We start from the raw sequence: 18,756 nt of genomic DNA on the forward strand, positions 1-18,756 counted from the left end.
TAGTGTTTTTATCATTAAATAAGAAAGTGAAATTAAGGCATTATCTGCAATTATTATAAATAATGCCTTAAAAATTCTACATATGGAATACCCCAACAATAAACTGATAACAAAAATATCCGCATACAATCAGTTTCAAGATTGTTCCAAACAGGAAACCGATTAACGAGCCTATACCCGATCTTATTGCCTGATGAAATTCTCGATCTCCCAACAATTCCCCGATCACAGCTCCCAGAAATGGTCCAATAATGATTCCCCACGGAAGAAAAAGTAATCCAACAAAGGTTCCGATAATACAGCCCCAACTTCCCCACTTGCTACCTCCACCATATTTACTACCAAGCATCGGAGTGAAATAATCCAAGACCAACAGAACGCCAACAATCAATAACCATACCAACAATTGAGTAGTAGTATATTGAACCTTATCTGTTGCATGAAGCAGTAACAAACCGACATAAGCTATCGGAAGTCCGGGAAGCATCGGAATGATACAACCAATCAAACCTGTAATCATACATACAGCACTAAATATAATAAGAATAACATCTACCATTTTATTTCCTATTTATTATATAAACAAAATAATATCAATAACGCCTTATCGGAGTATAATTAATCTGATAAATGCGATCAAAAAAAGGAATCCACTCATTCTCAGCAATACCAATCTGCAAACCATAAAAATGTGTATTAGCATTCCGGTATTCTTGAATTTGCCGGGTCAGTTCGGACGAAGAAAGGGGAATTTTAAAATCACTGATCCACAATACATCTGCATTCATATATACTTTATTTGATTGAAGCAATTGAAACATAGCTTTCAACATTTGTGTTGCATCTGTGTCTCCACAAGCTGTAGTAGAAAAGAATTCAAGCAGTCTCGCCCGTTCTTTTCGAATATCAATTGGGGTGATAGACACAGAAAAAGCAATTAAAAAACAATCACGTTTTTGCCTATCGGCTATCTCCAATAGTTTCACCATCAATGAGTAAGCTATCTTTTCCGGTTTCCCGACCATACTTCCGGAAGTATCCAGACAAACGATCATCGGTCCTCTCAATACCGCCGGCTTCACTTCCAATTTTCTGGCAGGTTGCATAATCTCAGATTTATAACGGAAGTTTTGAAGTTTATGGGTAAGGTATTTATAAACAAATAAATCTTCTAACTCAGTATCGGCACAATGGACCAATTCTGTAGGCAACAGTGAGTTTAAATCATTTCCGATTGTAATACCCAATATATCACATTTAGAAGCATGTTCCATTTTATAAATATCCCCTTCTGCCACAGATAACAGCTCTTGACCGTCATCATCAGCAATACGCCCCATTTTATTTGCTACTTTCAGTATCTCCGGAAATTCTCTCTGAATACGTACAATCTTTCGTATCCGTTCAAAATCAATTGTATTCCAAATACCATTCATTAATCCCCATGATTGAAAAAATTCATCCTTCTCTACTTTATTCTTATCCAAATACTCCGGAATATTTTTAAAGTTAGAGCGCATCCTCTGTTCCAGATTATCTTTACGCAGTTCTATTTCTGCCTCCTTTTGTTTCTGATTTTTCTGACGAAAAGCTTCTTTCCAATCATCCACCATTTTCTCCCATAACTTGTCATCAGCATACTTTCCCTCCTGCCCAAACTGCCCTCTGTAGAAACGATGATCAAAGCCATATTCCTGATATACATCATCCAATTGTTTAAGCAGTGCCTGCCAACCATGCCTGCGTCGTTCTATCGACCACTCCAACGCAAGTTCCATTCCCTCCTGCTCCGACTGACTCTTCTGCAAATTATATCTCTCCTTCTCTAAATTCAACTTAATAAATTGAACCATTGTATCATAAAAAATACAAGCACAGATATCATTGTTCAAAACCTGTATTTTTATAATCGGATCATTCATAACAGACAATAAATAGGCATACAACGGTTCCGAGTCTGTTTCTGCACACTCTCCAGTTTTCATGTACTTATCCAATGCCTGGATATAAAAAGCCGAAGTATATCTATTCATCTCCGTACCGCAATTTACGTACATCCACACGTGCCCATGCAATTTCTTTACGGATAGTGGCTATGTATTGATCGATTTCTTTTTTATCTTCTTCTGTCACAAATATATTTTCCCGCAAACCTTTCACTTGCTTATCTATTTTTTATTAACGATCTCCAGTTCTGTTTCATAATCTCTATCTGTTACAGACAGATTTCCCAGCCACAACTGTTGTTGCTCCCCTCTATTAAGTCTCTTCATAGGAAAACGTACGCCATTAATATACAGATGTCTACTATCTCTGAACAACGAAACCCGCTCAGCATTTTGTTCGTCAGGAACACCCGAAAAAGCACGGATAATTGTTCGTTTCGGATTTAAGGGATCGGTGTACATCACTCCTACCGTTGGCGTATCTTTTGTACTATACTCTTTCATATTTTTATAATCCACAATAAAAATATAGGTATTACCAGTACCATGATTTTCCACCTGATAATAAAAATGATCTATAATCAACAAATCGTCATCCCGACGATCTCCTTTTTGCCTGGCCTTCTCTAATGCTTCACGTACACGACTTACCTTCAAATCTGATTTAAGAGATAAAGTGATAGATGAAAGTTCCTTCATATAAGAGACAAACAATGCACGAATCACAATTTGACGGATATTTGTATATTCGTCCGGTTCATTCCACAAACAATGATAAATAGGTAAAATATCAGTTATACGAACTTCGGAACATCCATGTATAAAAGCGGAGGTCTTTAACAAACGAACAATATTTTTCCAACGTCGATCACTTATATACACATTACGGTGAATTTCGGAAGCTTCTATTTTAACTTTATCTAAACATTTACGAATCTCAGTAATACATAACAGAACCTCAGTAGGAACAGTTATCCGACGTATTTCTTTTTGCCACTCCGCATATTCTTCGTCCGAAATCTGCCATTGACATTCCGAATCTTCTAATTCGACATTATCATCCAATAACATTTTATAAAATGTATCTTCCTGCTTTACACAGGTACAAATCACACGAAGCAAAAAACGATCCCACAAAGCTTCCAAACCTTCGCCTTTCGAAGGCAATTCATTGCTAGCGGCAACCAATAATTTTAAAGGCAACTTTAATTCTGAATCTCCATTCCTAAACAACTTTTCATTGATTACTGTCAATAAAGTATTTTGAATAGCCGGACCCGCTTTCCATATTTCGTCCAAAAATACCACATCAGCCACAGGCAAATATCCTTCGACAATACGCTCATACCTATCCGACTCTTTCAACCGACTAATACTTACCGGGCCAAAGATTTCATCAGGTGTGGAAAAGCGAGACATTAAATATTCAAAAGCTTTTGCATTGACAAAAGCTCTTTTCAACCGTCGTGCTACCATAGATTTAGCCACTCCCGGAGGCCCCAACAACAAAATACTTTCACCGGCTAAAGCAGCCAACAAGGACAAGTTTATTTCCGTTTCCTTTTCGTAGACTCCCCGGTTCATTTCAGCCAATAATAACTGTATACGTTCTCTTATTTCCATTTCCTTATATACTAAAATCTAAAATTGCATCAAAGATAACAAAAAGCATATTTATAGCGAGCATTACATAAAACCTATTAGGGCGAAATAAAAATATCTTCAAAAAAATCGATATTACATTAACTTTTTCATTTATTTTATCTCAAACATTACATACTATTAGAAAAAAAAAGAATATCTTTGCAAAATAGAAAAACAACCATATCTACCAGAAACGAAACACTAATACAATGAAAAAGAAAGGACCTTAATTTTTTAGCAGCTATTAGAAGGATTTAGTAAAAACTTTATTTTACTCCTTCGTCGATATCATGGATAACATATATTATTATCCTAATTTTAAAACCATACCTGTGTTAGCCAATTTTAACATTTATACAATGAATAAACGATTTAACTTATTATTGTTAATCATCCTAATTCCCCTTTGCGGAATAAAAGCAGAGAATAAAATCACTATAGGTGTTATTCAATATGATTGGAGTGATATTGATAAAAGCTTCAAAGAACTACATGATTCCGGATTTGGTTCTTGCCAACTCCAATACAGCCAGAAAATGGATAAAAACTTCGCTGAAAAACTAAAGGCTGCCTCTAAAAAACATCAGATTAAAGTTACCACAGTAGTTTCGGTTCCCGGACATTGTGTTTGGAATTTCAAGGAAGGTCCCTCAACAATCGGTTTAGTCCCTGAAAATGGGCGTGAAGAAAAACTAGCAGTTTATCGCAAAATGATTGATTTTTGCGTAATGGCAGACATACCAGCCATGCACTCTCATTTTGGTTTTATCCCGGAAGATTTAGCTTCTGAGCAATACAAAAGTTTTATTGAAGTAATGAAAGGATTGGCAAATTACGCTAAAGAACGTAATGTCATGATCTATTTTGAAACAGGACAGGAAACCCCAATTACATTGATTCGTGCGATTAAAGACATAGGTACAGGAAATCTTTTTATCAATTGCGACCTAGCTAATTTATTAATGTACGGAAAAGCAAATTCACTTGATGCTGTAAAATTATTCGGTAGTTTGATTAAAGAATTTCATGCAAAGGACGGAAAATATCCTGATCCGAATAATCCTTATGTATTAGGCAAAGAAGTAAATATACCCGAAGGAGATGTCAATTTTCCAGCTGTAATTGAAGAATTGAAGAAACAAAACTTCCAGGGAGCTTTAACCATTGAGTGTGAGTTAGGGGATAGCAATCGAGATTATGTAATTAAGACTCGTAAATATTTGCAGGCACTATTAGATAAATAATCATATAAATTTTATTACTATGGGAATGGACAGAAGAAACTTCTTAAAAACTGTCGGAGGACTAGCTCTTTTCACAATTGTACCACGTCACGTATTGGGACACGGTTATATTGCTCCAAGTGATCAATTGACCAAAGGTATTATTGGTGTTGGAGGCATGGGTAGAGGTCATGTAAACTATGAAGGCACACGCTTGGTTGCCGTATGTGATGTTGATAAAAAGCATCTTGAACTAGGCAAAAAACTAGTAAAAGATCAGATTGCTGCTTATCATGATTTTCGTGATTTGATCTTAGATCCTAATGTGGACATCGTTCACATTGCAACTCCTCCTCATTGGCATGGAATCATGTCAGTAGAAGCTGCAAAAGCCGGAAAAGATATTTGGTGTGAGAAACCAATGACACGTACAATCGGTGAAGGTAAACGTGTAATGGAAGCAGTAGAACAATACGGACGTATGTTCCGTCTGAACACTTGGTTCCGTTTCAAAGATCCTTCTACGGATTGGGAACACCGGTGAAGCCTTTAAAGAAATTAGTACAGAGCGGTATGTTAGGATGGCCATTGAAAGTGACAATCAGCAAGCATACAGGTTTTGATTGGAAATTCTACTGGGTAGGTAAAGAATATCTAGAGCCACAACAGATACCAGCTGAACTAGATTATGATATGTGGCTGGGCCCGGCTCCTTATAAGCCTTACAATGCTCACCGTGTTCATCAGAATTTCCGCGGATATTGGGACTATGATAGTGGTGGTTTAGGTGATATGGGACAACACTATATCGACCTGTACAATATATATTAGGTAAAGATGACACCAGCCCGGTGAAAGTAGAAGTAGATGCTCCTCAACAACATCCGGATGCAGTCGGGGTTTGGCGTTCGATTACTTATACTTATGACGATGGCTGTCAGATTGTACTTTGGGGTGGAGACTTTGGTGATCCGAACACTCCATATATTGCAGGTCCTAATGGTAATGTATATAAGAATTTCGTATGTGACATACCTGATTGGGAAAAGAAACTTGCTGATTACCCAGAGCCTGAGCCACAGATTTCAACTTTCCTTGAGAGTGTTAAATCCCGTCAGCCGTTTGCATTGAACGAACGAAACGGATTCCGTTCGGCAACAATAGTCAATATGGGAGCCGCTGCTCTTCGTTTAAACAGAACGTTAAACTTTGATCCTGTAAAACTTGAGTTTGTGGATGACGAAGCAGCTAACCGTTTGTTGGATCAACCGTCGAGAGCGCCGTGGAATATTTAGGTCATTCAAAAAATTGAAAACACATGAAGAAAGTATATATATCGATAGCAACTTTGTTATTATGCGGAAGCATGCTAATGGCACAATCGCCAGCCAACCGTACGGCAAAAACTACCGTAGCCGATGTGTTGGTTCAAATGCCAGCAGCTAAACAAGCAGAGTACAATAAACTAATTAAAGAACTGAGTTCTACTGGTGAAGAGGGCGTTTTGATGTTAATAGACAGAATCAATCCGCCGGGCAAAGGTAGTAACTCAAATGTGGATTATGCTTTAAGTGGTTTAAGCCATTATGTTATGGCAAAAGGGGAAGAAAAGGCACGTCTGACCATCGCTAATGCATATCTGAAAGCCTTGGATAAAGCAAGTGAACGTGAGAAAAAAGCTTTTATCATTCGCCAACTTCAAATTCTAGGAAAAGATGAATGTGTGGATGTTCTTGCCACTTATCTCAACGATGAGTCATTAAGCAGTCCTGCCGCATGTGCACTAGCTTCTATTGGCAGTCCTAAAGCAGGAGCAATTCTAACTACTGCTTTAAAAAGCCGTAGCGGTTCACCAAAAACGCAAAAGAATATTATCCAGGCAATTGGAGATGTGCAGGTTACAGAGGCAGAAGATATTCTACTTACATTGTTAGAAACTTCCAACCCGGAAATACAAACTGAATTATTGTATGCATTAAGCCAGATAGGAAGTCTGAAATCATTGAATGCATTGGCAAACGCCGCAGCGAAAGATGGATATACAATGACTAAAGAAGGAGCCAACGAGGCTTATATTATATTATTAAACCGCCTGATCGAGCAAGGACATCTAAAAGAGGTAACGAAAGCTGCCAAAAAATTACAAAAAGATGCAGCTAAAGCAGGTAAGGAACAAACAAGCGAAGCAGCACTACAGACTCTCCTACACGCCGAATTAGCCAAAGGACAGAGCGACAATGCAAATGCTACCAAGTTAATTCTAACTGCAATGAAGAGTCCAAGTAGGAATTATCGGAACGCTGCTTTAAATTACGCTTCCCACTACGCAGATAAGAATTTATATATTGAGCTGGCAAAAGCAATGGAAAAGGCGAAGCCTGAAGTGAAAGTAGATATTCTGAGCTGGATAGGACGTGAAGCAAAAAAAACATCTAAGCATGAAACCATCCAGAATCTAGAGATTCGTTCTGGGCTTCCTCTCCAACAGGTCTTATTGAAACAAATAGCCAATACAAACTTTGATGTAAAACAAGCTGCTGTATGGGCATTAGTTAAAATGGGTAATCCTGCAAGTATTCCTTCTATTGCAGCATTATTGAAGGATAACGACAAGCAAATCGTATTATTAGGACAAGATGCTTTAGTTGCTTTCCCTGGAAATATTAATGACGCAGTAGCAGAAATTATCCCCTCTTCCACTGACGCTGGTAAAATTGCCGGAATTGAATTATTGTCTATGCGTAAAGCTAGCAATAACTTAAACACAGTATTAGAACAAATACAATCCGGTTCTCCCGAAGTTAAAAAAGTAGCTTATGCAACACTGAAAGATGTAGTAAGCAATAAAGACATTGACACCATGTGTAAAATGTTGGAAAGTGCCGATGTACAAACAGTTCCTGCTATGCAGCGTGCTGTGATTTCTGCAATTTCTTCATTACCGGTAAAGGAACAGGTTAAGACTGTGAATAGCCGTATGTCACAAGCGGGTGATAAACAATATCTTTACTATCTAGTACTATCTTCCACTGGTCAGTCAGAAGTATTGGCAACCATTGTGAAAGGTTTCCACTCTAACACAGGTGTTAAACAGGACGCTGCATTTGAAGCTCTTTTGAACTGGAAAGACAGCCAAGTGGCTGATGAATTGTATAATATCTGTAAGCAGAATCCATCTTCCAAATTCTTCGAACCAGGACTTAAAACGTACATAAAATTAGTATCTAATCCTGCATTCACAGGTGAAAGACGCTTGTTAAGCCTACGCAAGGCAATGGAAATTGCTCAAACAGATGCACAGAAAAAAGCAATTCTGCAACAGATCGAAAAGACTGATACATTCCTTGGAATGCTGTATGCAGGCGAATTCCTTGATCAGAAACCTGTACAGCAAGCAGCAGCCAATGCTGTCATGAACATTGCTTTAGGTAACAAAGAATATATAGGAACCAATGTCCGCGATTTACTAAATAAAGTATTGGAAGTATTGGACAATCCGGATGCACGTTATCAAAAAGAGGCTATCAAGAAGCATTTAGCTGAAATGCCTCAAGGTGAAGGTTTCGTATCTATCTTCAATGGCAAAGACCTGACCGGTTGGAAAGGATTGGTAGAAAATCCAATTGTCCGGGCTAAAATGAAACCTGCTCAATTGGCAGAGGCCCAGAAAAAAGCCGATGAAGCTATGCGCAGAGACTGGAAAGTAGAAAATGGGCTATTAGCATTTGTAGGCAAAGGCTTTGATAATCTGTGTACGGAAAAACAATATGGTGACTTTGAAATGTACGTAGACTGGATGCTTGATCCGGCAGGTCCCGAAGCAGATGCCGGCATCTATTTGCGTGGCACTCCTCAAGTACAAATCTGGGATACTTCCCGTACAAATGTAGGTGCCCAAGTAGGTTCTGGTGGCTTATATAACAACCAGGTGAACAAGAGTAAACCGTCCAAAGTTGCAGACAATAAGTTGGGAGAATGGAACAGTTTCTATATTAAGATGGTGGGCGACCGTGTAACAGTAATTCTAAATGGAGAAAAGGTAGTAGATGATGTAATCCTCGAAAACTACTGGGATCGTAAATCACCAATTTTCCCAATAGAACAAATTGAATTACAAGCACATGGAAGCAAGGTATATTACCGAAACATTTATATAAAAGAGCTGGAACGTAAAGAACCATTCAAACTTTCCGCAGAGGAAGTGAAAGAAGGTTTCAAGATATTATTTGACGGTACCAATATGCATGAATGGACCGGAAATACAGTAGACTATACATTGGAAGATAATTGTATTTCCCTGAACCCAAGTAAAAGCTTCGGTGGTAATCTGTATACAAAGGATGAATATGACAATTTTGTCTTCCGCTTCGAATTCCAATTGACTCCCGGTGCTAACAATGGTGTTGGTATACGTACTCCAATGAAAGGAGACGCTGCTTATGTAGGAATGGAAATTCAGATATTGGATTGCGAACATCCTATCTATAAGGACATCACTCCTTTGCAACATCATGGCTCTGTATATGGTATTATTCCGGCAAAGCCTGATCATCATGGTATATTCAAACCTGTCGGCGAATGGAATGTGGAAGAAATTGTAGCAAACGGTGACAACATCCGCGTAACAGTGAATGGTGTTGTTATCACAGAAGGTAATATTCGCGAAGCTACTAAGAACGGTACAGCCGATCATAAGAAACATCCGGGACTATTCAACAAAAAAGGACATATCGGTTTCTTAGGACATGGTTCTCCAGTCAAGTTTAGAAATATCCGTATTAAAGAGTTGAAATAAGCATTATTCTTATTCCATAGTTTAGTTGTTGCAGCATAAGCATTCATTTGCTTATGCTGCATTTTTATTCCAATAAAAACAAAAGGGTGCAAATTTCCGAGTTTATTTGCCATCTTTATTCAAATAAAAGCTATCTTTGCGAGTCAGAATCCCGAAATAAGAAAAAATGGAGCAAATAGATATTTTAAAAGAGCTTATTAATCGGGGAGATGTGGATAAAGCAATAGAGCAATTGAATCAACTCCTCCAAGATATTTCTGTCGAACCAAAGAAAGATGCTCTTTACTATTTACTGGGAAATGCCTACCGAAAAAAGGGAGATTGGAAACAGGCTTTGGATAACTACCAACACGCCATCGATCTTAACCCCGAAAGTCCTGCCGTACAAGCTCGAAAGATGGCGATAGATATCCTGAACTTCTATCACAAAGATATGTACAATCAATAATCGAAATAAAGGTAACGTAATAAAGTTAAAGAATATGGCAAAAATCAAAGGAGCAATCCTAGTCGATACAGAGCGTTGTAAAGGGTGCAACCTATGTGTAGTAGCGTGTCCGCTCGATGTAATCTCCCTCAATAAAGAGGTGAATATGAAAGGCTATAACTATGCCTTCCAAGTGAAAGAAGATACCTGTAACGGCTGTAGTTCTTGTGCGACAGTTTGTCCGGACGGATGTATCTCAGTGTATAAAGTTAAATGTGAATAAAAGAAACGAATATGGCAGAAGAAGTAGTATTAATGAAAGGTAACGAAGCCATTGCTCATGCAGCTATCCGTTGTGGTGCGGATGGGTACTTCGGTTATCCTATTACTCCCCAATCGGAAGTGTTGGAAACACTTGCCGAACTGAAACCCTGGGAAACCACTGGCATGGTAGTACTTCAGGCAGAAAGTGAAGTAGCAGCTATCAATATGGTATATGGAGGTGCAGGAAGCGGAAAAATGGTCATGACCTCCTCATCCAGCCCGGGTGTAAGTTTGAAACAAGAAGGTATTTCTTATCTTGCAGGTGCGGAACTCCCCTGTTTGATTGTAAACGTAATGCGTGGGGGTCCCGGTTTGGGAACGATCCAGCCAAGTCAGGCTGACTATTTCCAGACTGTAAAAGGGGGTGGTCATGGTGACTATAAATTAATCGCCTTTGCTCCAGCGTCTGTACAAGAGATGGCAGATTTCGTTAGTTTGGGTTTTGAACTGGCCTTCAAATACCGTAACCCTGCTATCATTCTTGCCGACGGAGTTATCGGACAAATGATGGAAAAAGTAGTTCTTCCTGCTCAAAAGCAACGTCGTACAGAAGCTGAAGTAATCGAACAATGTCCTTGGGCTTCTACTGGAAAAACAAAAGATCGGAAACCGAACATCATTACTTCTCTCGAACTGAAACCAGAAGCAATGGAGATCAACAATCTCCGTTTCCAAGCTAAATATCGTGAAATTGAAGAAAACGAAGTGCGTTTTGAAGAAATCAACTGCGAAGATGCAGAATTTCTGATTATTGCATTTGGTTCAATGGCACGTATTGGTCAGAAAGCAATGGAAATTGCACGTGAAAAAGGTATTAAAGTAGGTATTTTACGTCCTATTACTTTATGGCCTTTCCCAACTAAGGCGATTGCAGCTTATGCCGATAAAGTAAAAGGTATGCTCGTAACGGAACTGAATGCAGGACAGATGATTGAAGATGTCCGTCTGGCAGTAAACGGTAAAATCAACGTTGAACATTTCGGACGTCTCGGCGGTATTGTTCCCGATCCGGACGAGATCGTAGAAGCACTGGTAGAAAAACTAATTAAATAACGAAACGATGAATCCCGATAAGATAAGAAACGTTCTAAACATCGTCTTTATTATTCTGGCTATAGCATCTGTAATTATCTACTTTGTAGCGAGAGACGACTTTAAATTATTTATCTACGTATGCGGTACTGCTGTGTTCGTTAAGATAATGGAGTTTTTTATACGGTTCACCAACAGATAAGGAGAAGAAGTTATGACTAAAGAAGAAATAATCAAGCCCGAGAATCTGGTTTATAAGAAACCGACTCTGATGAACAATAATTCCATGCACTACTGCCCAGGTTGTAGTCATGGTGTAGTACATAAACTCGTTGCCGAAGTAATTGAGGAAATGGGTATGGAAGATAAGACCATCGGTATCTCACCGGTAGGATGCGCAGTCTTCATCTACAATTATCTGGATATCGACTGGCAAGAAGCAGCTCATGGACGTGCTCCCGCAGTAGCCACAGCTATCAAACGATTATGGCCCGATCGTCTCGTATTCACTTACCAAGGTGATGGTGATTTGGCTTGTATCGGTACTGCCGAAACAATTCACGCACTGAATAGAGGTGAAAATATTACTATTATCTTTATCAATAATGCCATCTACGGTATGACCGGCGGCCAGATGGCACCTACAACATTAGTTGGCATGAAAAGTTCAACTTGTCCTTACGGACGTGATGTAGCGTTGCATGGATACCCACTAAAAATTACAGAAATTGCAGCTCAATTGGAAGGCACAGCCTACGTTACCCGTCAGTCCGTACACACAGTTCCTGCCATCCGTAAAGCGAAAAAAGCGATTCGTAAGGCTTTTGAAAATTCTATGAGTGGTAAAGGATCTAACCTTGTAGAAATTGTATCTACTTGCAGCTCCGGTTGGAAAATGACTCCGGAAAAGGCGAATAAATGGATGGAAGAAAACATGTTCCCATTCTATCCTCTAGGTGATTTAAAAGATAAAGAATAACGCTAAAAGTCAGCAGAACAATGAAAGAAGAAATTATTATAGCAGGATTCGGTGGACAAGGCGTATTGTCTATGGGTAAGATTTTGGCTTATTCCGGACTGATGGAAGGTAAGGAAGTAAGCTGGATGCCGGCATACGGTCCTGAGCAACGTGGTGGAACAGCCAACGTAACTGTAATTGTAAGTGATGACAAGATCTCATCACCTATTTTAAGTAAATATGATGCAGCTATCATCCTGAACCAACCTTCACTTGAGAAATTTGAGAATAAAGTAAAACCGGGTGGTATCCTTATATACGATGGATACGGAATCATTAACCCTCCTACACGCAAAGATATCAAGGTATACCGCATTGACGCTATGGATGCAGCCAACGAAATGAACAATGCCAAAGCATTTAATATGATCGTACTTGGCGGTTTGCTAAAACTTCTTCCTATGGTCACATTAGACAATGTCATCAAAGGTCTGAAGAAAACACTTCCGGAACGTCATCACCACTTGATTCCGATGAATGAAGCAGCGATCAAGAAAGGCATGGAACTTATCCGCGAAGCTTGATCAAAGAATAATAGATCTTGGATAATTGATAATTATTAGCTACGCAAACTGCGGATGCAACATAATTTTCAATTATCCATTATCATTAAATCAATTAAAGTAAGTATCTTTGCCTCCAATTATGAGACGAATTTTACTTATATATATATTACTTTTCGTTATAGGCTTGACTACTGCCCATGCGCAGTTCAATCAAGGTAACCGACAATATGACGAAAACGGTCGTGACCAATATGGTAATCAGATTGACCCCGCCATGCTTCCTGATAAGCTAGATAGTGCAAACGTAGAGGTACAAGGATTACCACCTACACTCTATATGTGGCGTATCAAAAATGAATTGGGTGACCGAGTCATGATTCCGGCAGATACCGCTTTTCATCACTTCCAAAACTCCAATCTCACAGAAGGACTTACAGGTCATTATAATTATTTAGCCAATATGGGTTCCCCCCGTTTATCCCGTATCTTCTTTGACCGCCGTTATCCGGAGCCAACGATTTTCATGGAACCCTTCTCAAGCTTTTTTATTCGTCCCACAGAATTTAATTTTACGAACAGTAATGTACCCTATACTAATCTGACGTATCATAAAGCAGGTAATAAGGTAAATGGAGAAGAACGCTTTAACTCATATTTCTCTGTAAATGTAAATAAGAAACTAGCTTTCGGATTTAATATTGATTATTTATATGGACGAGGATATTATAATAATCAGGGGACTTCATACTTCAACGCTGCTTTCTTTGGCAGTTATATCAGCGACCGTTATCAGATACAAGCTATATACAGCAATAACTACTTGAAAACGAATGAGAATGGAGGTATCACAGACGATCGTTATATTACTGCACCCGAAGATATAGCAAATGGAGTCAGGAAATATGAATCAATAAACATACCAACCGTACTGGATGCCAGTGCAAATCGTAATCATAATTTTTATGTCTTCATGACTCAGCGTTACAACTTGGGATTCCGGCGTGATATTCCTAAGGCTGAGAACGACACGACACCTACCAAACAAGAATTTGTACCGGTTACAAGTTTTATACATACCTTTCAAGTGGAGCGGTCAAGACATACTTTCCGTTCAAAAGACAACGTCAAAGACTATTACCAAAATACATATTTAAATCCCGAAGATCCGATTGTAAAAGATAGCACGATTTATGTAGGGGTAAAAAATACAGTAGGTATTGCATTGCTGGAAGGCTTTAATAAATATGCCAAAGCCGGTCTGACTGCATTTGCTTCGCATAAGTTGAGTAAATACTCATTGATGAACCTGGAAGGTTTGAAATCTGATCATTACAACGAAAACGAAATCTTCGTGGGTGGTGAACTATCCAAACGAGAAGGTAATATTCTACACTACCATGCAATTGGTGAAGTGGGACTTGCAGGAACAGCAATCGGTCAATTCAATGTAAAAGGAGATATTGATCTGAACTTCCCATTGTGGAAAGATACGGTAGGTCTGGTAGTTCGTGGAGAAGTCAGCAATCGGATGGCACCATTTTATATGCGTCATTATCATTCTAAACATTTCTGGTGGGATGATGATATGGCAAAAGAATTCCATACTCGAGTAGAAGGCGAATTAAACATTGCCCGTTGGAGAACTCGCCTAAATGTTGGTGTCGAGAATATTAAAAACTATACTTATTTCAACCAACAAGCATTGCCCGCCCAAAAGAGCGGAAGCCTGCAAGTACTCTCAGCCCGTTTCAATCAAGACTTCAAATTAGGTATCTTTCACTTGGATAATGAGATTGTCTGGCAGAAATCCAGTGACCAGGATGTACTTCCTTTACCTGATTTCTCGTTATATCATAACTTCTATATGCAGTTTAAACTGGCAAAAAAGGTACTTAGTGTAGAATTGGGTGCTGATGTACGTTACTTTACTAAATATTTTGCACCGGCATATATGCCTGCTACTGAACAGTTCTATCTGCAACCGGACGATGATCGTGTAAAGATCGGTGGTTATCCAATCGTGAATGTATATGCCAACTTGCACTTGAAACGTACCCGTTTCTATGTAATGATGTATCATGTAAACCAAGGTATAAGCAAACCGGACTATTTCTTAGCCCCCCACTACCCGATCAATCCACGTGTGCTTAAATTCGGTCTTTCATGGAATTTCTATGATTAATACTTGCATAGGTTATGGAATCAAAAGTGAAATCGAAAGTCCACAAATATTTATTGCCGGTAATAACCATATCGGCAATCATTTTCGCTTTTCGCTACTGTAGCAAACAAGAAACAGCTATAGGGCATCCCCGTGATTATGACGCCATTGTAAAAGAAGGAGTTTTGCGCGTAGCTACCGAATACAATTCCATTAGTTTCTATGTAGACGGAGATACCGTTTCCGGTTTCAACTACGAACTAATACAAGCCTTTGCACACAACAAAGGACTGAAAGCTGAGATTACCCCCGAAATGAGTTTTGATGAACGTCTGAAAGGACTCAGTGAGGGACGTTACGATGTAATAGCTCACGGAATATTAGCTACCAGTGAATTTAAGGATTCTCTCCTGCTGACCTCTCCTATCATTCTCAATAAACAAATACTTGTACAACGGAAAGAAGTTGGAGAAAATGACTCAATTTACATCAAAAATCAACTGGATCTGGCAGGTCGTACCCTCCATGTAGTAAAAGGCTCTCCCTCCATCCTTCGTATTCGTAACCTCGGAAATGAAATTGGAGATACCATCTACATTAAAGAAATTGAGAAATATGGGCCGGAACAACTCATCTCTATGGTTGCCCATGGAGATATAGATTACGTGGTCTGTGACGAAAGCATTGCCGAAGCAGTTATCGATTCATTACCACAGATAGATATTAATACGGATATCAGTTTTACTCAGTTTTACTCCTGGGCCGTTAGCAAACAATCTCCTGTATTGTTGGATAGTCTGAACACTTGGCTGGATAAATTCCAGAAAGGAAAAGAGTATCAAGAAATCTATCGTAAATACTACAAATAATAATTCTACACAGCTTAAAAGCAATTAATAAAGTTGCTCTTAATAAAAAATAGCCCTATCTTTGTCTTTTCGGATGTAAAAATAGAATAGGTATTTATGAGCGAAAAGATTATCAAGTGGGGCTTCATTGGCTGCGGAGAAGTAACGAAGACTAAAAGTGGTCCGGCTTTTCAGAAAGTAGCCCATTCAGAAGTTGTAGCCGTAATGAGTCGTGACAACACTAAAGCCAAAACTTATGCAAAAGAAAGAGGTATCAAAAAATGGTATGACGATGCACAGGAACTGATTGATGATCCTGAAGTTACTGCGATATATATTGCAACTCCCCCTTCTTCACACGCTACTTACGCCATTATGGCCATGAAAGCCGGTAAACCGGCCTATATTGAAAAGCCGATGGCACAAACATACGAAGAATGTACCCGTATTAACCGTATTTCACAAGAGACAGGTGTGCCCTGTTTTGTTGCTTATTATCGCCGGTATCTCCCGTATTTTCAGAAAGTTAAAGAGTTGGTAGAAAATGGTTCTATCGGTAATGTTATCAATGTACAAATTCGTTTTGCACAACCTCCACGTGATTTGGATTACAATCGTGATAATCTTCCATGGCGTGTACAAGCGGATATTGCCGGAGGCGGATATTTTTATGATCTTGCTCCCCACCAGATAGATTTATTACAGGATATGTTCGGTTGTATTCTTGAAGCAAGCGGATATAAGAGCAACCGGGGAGGACTTTATCCGGCGGAAGATACCCTAAGTGCTTGCTTCCAGTTTGATAACGGATTGGTGGGTAGTGGCTCCTGGTGTTTTGTAGCACACGATTCAGCCCGTGAAGACCGCATCGAGATTATAGGAGATAAAGGAATGATTTGTTTCTCCGTATTTACGTATGCCCCAATAGCTCTGCATACCGAACGCGGACGTGAAGAATTCTGTATCGATAACCCGGAACATGTGCAACAGCCGCTTATTCAGGCTGTAGTCGATCATCTGCTTGGCAAGTCCACATGCTCCTGCGACGGAAATAGTGCAACATTAACCAACTGGGTGATGGACAAAATTCTCGGGAAACTTTAAAAGTAGATTTGGAAAGTATCCTTCCTATAAAACTAACTGAAAATAGTATATCTTGTAGATATGGATTGTGCGAATTAAAGAATTAAATTTATATCATTTCGCACTATCCATATCTAAATAATTTATTTATAATAAACTATTTATAATCAGAGTCAATCAAATTGTTTTCCCTGAAACAACATTCTGATTATCGAGTAATCTTACAGTCCTCCTGACTAACAACAAATAATTCTATATAGAAATTAAAAAGTCATCTTTTCGATGTCACGTTTTTCATTTTCCTACGTCTTATCTGTGTAAATGGAACTCAATCAATTTAAAATAAAAGTATTACCACTCCGTGACAAACTACTAAACTATGCACGGAAAATGACAGATAATCCTTCAGATGCCGAGGATGCTGTACAAGAAGTGATGCTCAAATTGTGGAATCTACGCCAGAAACTTGAAGAATATCGAAGTATCGAAGCTGTAGCCATGACAATGACTCATCATCTTTGTATGGATATGTGGCGTACCCAGCGACTGAATAATCTCCCGCTTGAGGGGTTACAACTATCTGCCACTGTTGCTAGTCCGGAGTGTCTACTAGAAGAGAAAGACGAGTTCAGACTAATGAAAGAGATTATTGATTGTCTGCCTACACTTCAACGTACCATTATTCGGATGAAAGACATCGAAGAATACGAAACGGAAGAGATTGCAGAAATAACAGGATGTACTGCGGAAGCCATTCGTAGTAATCTGTCAAGAGGCCGAAAAAAGATAAGAGAAATCTATTTGCAAACCATACAGGAACGTAAAAGGAGGAATGAAGCATGAAAGACATAGAAATGCTGTTAAATAAATATTTTGAAGGAGAAACGACCAGTGAAGAGGAACGCGAGTTACGCCATTTCTTTACCGGAGGTCTTGTACCGGATCACCTTCAAGTATATCGCCCGATGTTTTCATACTTCGAAACTGAGCATACAAAGTTCTCCGAACCGATAGTAGAGACTTTTCCCCTCAGAAAGAAGACTAAAACACGCAGGAAATATATCACTTACAGTTCAGGAATAGCAGCAGTCATATTGCTATTGCTAGGTATAACGGGAACCTTCAGAGAACTAGCTCCCTCACCGACAAATTATGTATCATTGACGGAAAAAGATATACAGATGCTGCTTTCGTACGCAAGCAGGCAGTAGCTGCTTTTCGTGAAGTCAGCCTAAGTGAAGAAGATGTTTTCAATACCTTATTTGAAGATGAAGAATAATATATAAAGCATAAGAATATGATGAATAGAATCATTCGTACCACATTTATTACTCTGCTCCTTATGTCTGCTGCATCTGCTGTCGCCCAACAGGGGTTACAGATTGCGACTGTCTTCCAGAAGTACGGTAAAGAGAAAGGAGTAACTATGGTTGAATTATCCAACGAAATGCTTGAAACTTACCAGATGAACCTCTACAAAAGTCTTGTATTCAAAGATGCAGAAAAGGCATTACCTACCATCCTGCGTTGTCTGGAAGCCGACAAAAAGAAAGCTAAGAAAGTAAAGGAAGTTGTCTCCGGCGGAAAAATACAATCGGGATACTACCAACTTCCTCAGATCAAAGAAGACATAAACCGTTTCATCCTTTTTAAAACAGGAAAGAAAGGGGCAGCCACTCTTATTTACATAGAAGGTGAACTAGATGCCGATGATCTGATTACGATGCTATTTATGAAGAAAGAATAAAT

The 18,756-nt window shown here is 39.0% G+C and carries 14 protein-coding genes and 3 pseudogenes; 14 read left to right on the forward strand and 3 right to left on the reverse strand.

Going from position 1 to position 18,756, the window contains the following annotated elements; translation table 11 throughout:
• Positions 1-76: 76 nt before the first annotated feature.
• From JCM17102_RS07140 to JCM17102_RS26580, 3 genes and pseudogenes are all read right to left on the reverse strand, one after another.
• Positions 77-559: a DUF456 domain-containing protein gene (locus tag JCM17102_RS07140; RefSeq protein WP_025074583.1), complete on the reverse strand. Its 483-nt coding sequence runs from the start codon at positions 557-559 to the stop codon at positions 77-79.
• 34 nt (positions 560-593) lie between these two features.
• Positions 594-2,033, reverse strand: a complete 1,440-nt coding sequence (locus JCM17102_RS07145) for a vWA domain-containing protein (protein ID WP_025074584.1) — start codon at positions 2,031-2,033, stop codon at positions 594-596.
• Positions 2,026-3,569 (reverse strand): annotated as a pseudogene (locus JCM17102_RS26580) (AAA family ATPase). Before JCM17102_RS26580 ends, JCM17102_RS07145 begins: the two are co-directional and overlap by 8 nt.
• Positions 3,570-3,949: 380 nt before the next feature.
• Here JCM17102_RS26580 and JCM17102_RS07155 point away from each other — a divergent pair.
• From JCM17102_RS07155 to JCM17102_RS07215, 14 genes and pseudogenes are all read left to right on the forward strand, one after another.
• On the forward strand, positions 3,950-4,834 hold the full coding sequence (locus JCM17102_RS07155; protein ID WP_025074585.1) for a sugar phosphate isomerase/epimerase family protein: 885 nt from the start codon (positions 3,950-3,952) through the stop codon (positions 4,832-4,834).
• Between the two features lie 19 nt (positions 4,835-4,853).
• Positions 4,854-6,108, forward strand: a pseudogene (locus tag JCM17102_RS26585) (Gfo/Idh/MocA family oxidoreductase).
• A 23-nt stretch (positions 6,109-6,131) separates the two neighbouring features.
• A complete protein-coding gene (locus JCM17102_RS07165; protein ID WP_025074586.1) occupies positions 6,132-9,608 on the forward strand; it encodes a DUF1080 domain-containing protein in 3,477 nt (1,158 codons plus the stop codon).
• Between the two features lie 166 nt (positions 9,609-9,774).
• On the forward strand, positions 9,775-10,056 hold the full coding sequence (locus JCM17102_RS07170) for a tetratricopeptide repeat protein (protein ID WP_025074587.1): 282 nt from the start codon (positions 9,775-9,777) through the stop codon (positions 10,054-10,056).
• Between the two features lie 34 nt (positions 10,057-10,090).
• Positions 10,091-10,318 (forward strand): 4Fe-4S dicluster domain-containing protein, encoded by a 228-nt coding sequence (locus tag JCM17102_RS22525; RefSeq protein WP_033886607.1) that lies wholly within the window; start codon positions 10,091-10,093, stop codon positions 10,316-10,318.
• 11 nt (positions 10,319-10,329) lie between these two features.
• Entirely contained in the window at positions 10,330-11,412 is a 1,083-nt protein-coding gene (locus JCM17102_RS07175; protein WP_025074588.1) for a 3-methyl-2-oxobutanoate dehydrogenase subunit VorB, read from the forward strand.
• 193 nt (positions 11,413-11,605) lie between these two features.
• Complete coding sequence (locus JCM17102_RS07180; protein WP_025074589.1) at positions 11,606-12,370, forward strand: thiamine pyrophosphate-dependent enzyme; 765 nt, start codon at positions 11,606-11,608, stop codon at positions 12,368-12,370.
• A 20-nt stretch (positions 12,371-12,390) separates the two neighbouring features.
• Positions 12,391-12,933, forward strand: coding sequence for a 2-oxoacid:ferredoxin oxidoreductase subunit gamma family protein (locus JCM17102_RS07185; protein ID WP_025074590.1), 543 nt, complete (start codon positions 12,391-12,393; stop codon positions 12,931-12,933).
• Between the two features lie 121 nt (positions 12,934-13,054).
• Complete coding sequence (locus tag JCM17102_RS07190) at positions 13,055-15,097, forward strand: putative porin (protein ID WP_025074591.1); 2,043 nt, start codon at positions 13,055-13,057, stop codon at positions 15,095-15,097.
• Between the two features lie 14 nt (positions 15,098-15,111).
• Complete coding sequence (locus tag JCM17102_RS07195; protein WP_025074592.1) at positions 15,112-15,945, forward strand: transporter substrate-binding domain-containing protein; 834 nt, start codon at positions 15,112-15,114, stop codon at positions 15,943-15,945.
• 96 nt (positions 15,946-16,041) lie between these two features.
• Complete coding sequence (locus JCM17102_RS07200) at positions 16,042-17,028, forward strand: Gfo/Idh/MocA family protein (protein WP_025074593.1); 987 nt, start codon at positions 16,042-16,044, stop codon at positions 17,026-17,028.
• A gap of 300 nt (positions 17,029-17,328) precedes the next feature.
• Positions 17,329-17,850, forward strand: a complete 522-nt coding sequence (locus JCM17102_RS07205) for a GFO_1088 family ECF-type sigma factor (RefSeq protein ID WP_025074594.1) — start codon at positions 17,329-17,331, stop codon at positions 17,848-17,850.
• Positions 17,847-18,286 (forward strand): annotated as a pseudogene (locus tag JCM17102_RS26590) (PG0215 family putative anti-sigma factor). The gene JCM17102_RS07205 and the pseudogene JCM17102_RS26590 overlap by 4 nt, the downstream one beginning before the upstream one ends.
• A 21-nt stretch (positions 18,287-18,307) precedes the next feature.
• Positions 18,308-18,754 (forward strand): DUF6108 family protein, encoded by a 447-nt coding sequence (locus JCM17102_RS07215; RefSeq protein ID WP_025074595.1) that lies wholly within the window; start codon positions 18,308-18,310, stop codon positions 18,752-18,754.
• The last annotated feature ends 2 nt before the right edge of the window (positions 18,755-18,756 follow it).

Source organism: Bacteroides faecichinchillae JCM 17102, from assembly GCF_000614145.1.
GTDB lineage: Bacteria > Bacteroidota > Bacteroidia > Bacteroidales > Bacteroidaceae > Bacteroides > Bacteroides faecichinchillae.

What these genes read in the sequence shown, in the direction of transcription:
- JCM17102_RS07140 (WP_025074583.1), bottom strand. Translation starts at nt 559, where the DNA reads ATGGTAGATGTTATTCTTATTATATTTAGTGCTGTATGTATGATTACA.
- JCM17102_RS07145 (WP_025074584.1), bottom strand. Translation starts at nt 2,033, where the DNA reads ATGAATAGATATACTTCGGCTTTTTATATCCAGGCATTGGATAAGTAC.
- JCM17102_RS07155 (WP_025074585.1), top strand. Translation starts at nt 3,950, where the DNA reads ATGAATAAACGATTTAACTTATTATTGTTAATCATCCTAATTCCCCTT.
- JCM17102_RS07165 (WP_025074586.1), top strand. Translation starts at nt 6,132, where the DNA reads ATGAAGAAAGTATATATATCGATAGCAACTTTGTTATTATGCGGAAGC.
- JCM17102_RS07170 (WP_025074587.1), top strand. Translation starts at nt 9,775, where the DNA reads ATGGAGCAAATAGATATTTTAAAAGAGCTTATTAATCGGGGAGATGTG.
- JCM17102_RS22525 (WP_033886607.1), top strand. Translation starts at nt 10,091, where the DNA reads ATGGCAAAAATCAAAGGAGCAATCCTAGTCGATACAGAGCGTTGTAAA.
- JCM17102_RS07175 (WP_025074588.1), top strand. Translation starts at nt 10,330, where the DNA reads ATGGCAGAAGAAGTAGTATTAATGAAAGGTAACGAAGCCATTGCTCAT.
- JCM17102_RS07180 (WP_025074589.1), top strand. Translation starts at nt 11,606, where the DNA reads ATGACTAAAGAAGAAATAATCAAGCCCGAGAATCTGGTTTATAAGAAA.
- JCM17102_RS07185 (WP_025074590.1), top strand. Translation starts at nt 12,391, where the DNA reads ATGAAAGAAGAAATTATTATAGCAGGATTCGGTGGACAAGGCGTATTG.
- JCM17102_RS07190 (WP_025074591.1), top strand. Translation starts at nt 13,055, where the DNA reads ATGAGACGAATTTTACTTATATATATATTACTTTTCGTTATAGGCTTG.
- JCM17102_RS07195 (WP_025074592.1), top strand. Translation starts at nt 15,112, where the DNA reads ATGGAATCAAAAGTGAAATCGAAAGTCCACAAATATTTATTGCCGGTA.
- JCM17102_RS07200 (WP_025074593.1), top strand. Translation starts at nt 16,042, where the DNA reads ATGAGCGAAAAGATTATCAAGTGGGGCTTCATTGGCTGCGGAGAAGTA.
- JCM17102_RS07205 (WP_025074594.1), top strand. Translation starts at nt 17,329, where the DNA reads ATGGAACTCAATCAATTTAAAATAAAAGTATTACCACTCCGTGACAAA.
- JCM17102_RS07215 (WP_025074595.1), top strand. Translation starts at nt 18,308, where the DNA reads ATGAATAGAATCATTCGTACCACATTTATTACTCTGCTCCTTATGTCT.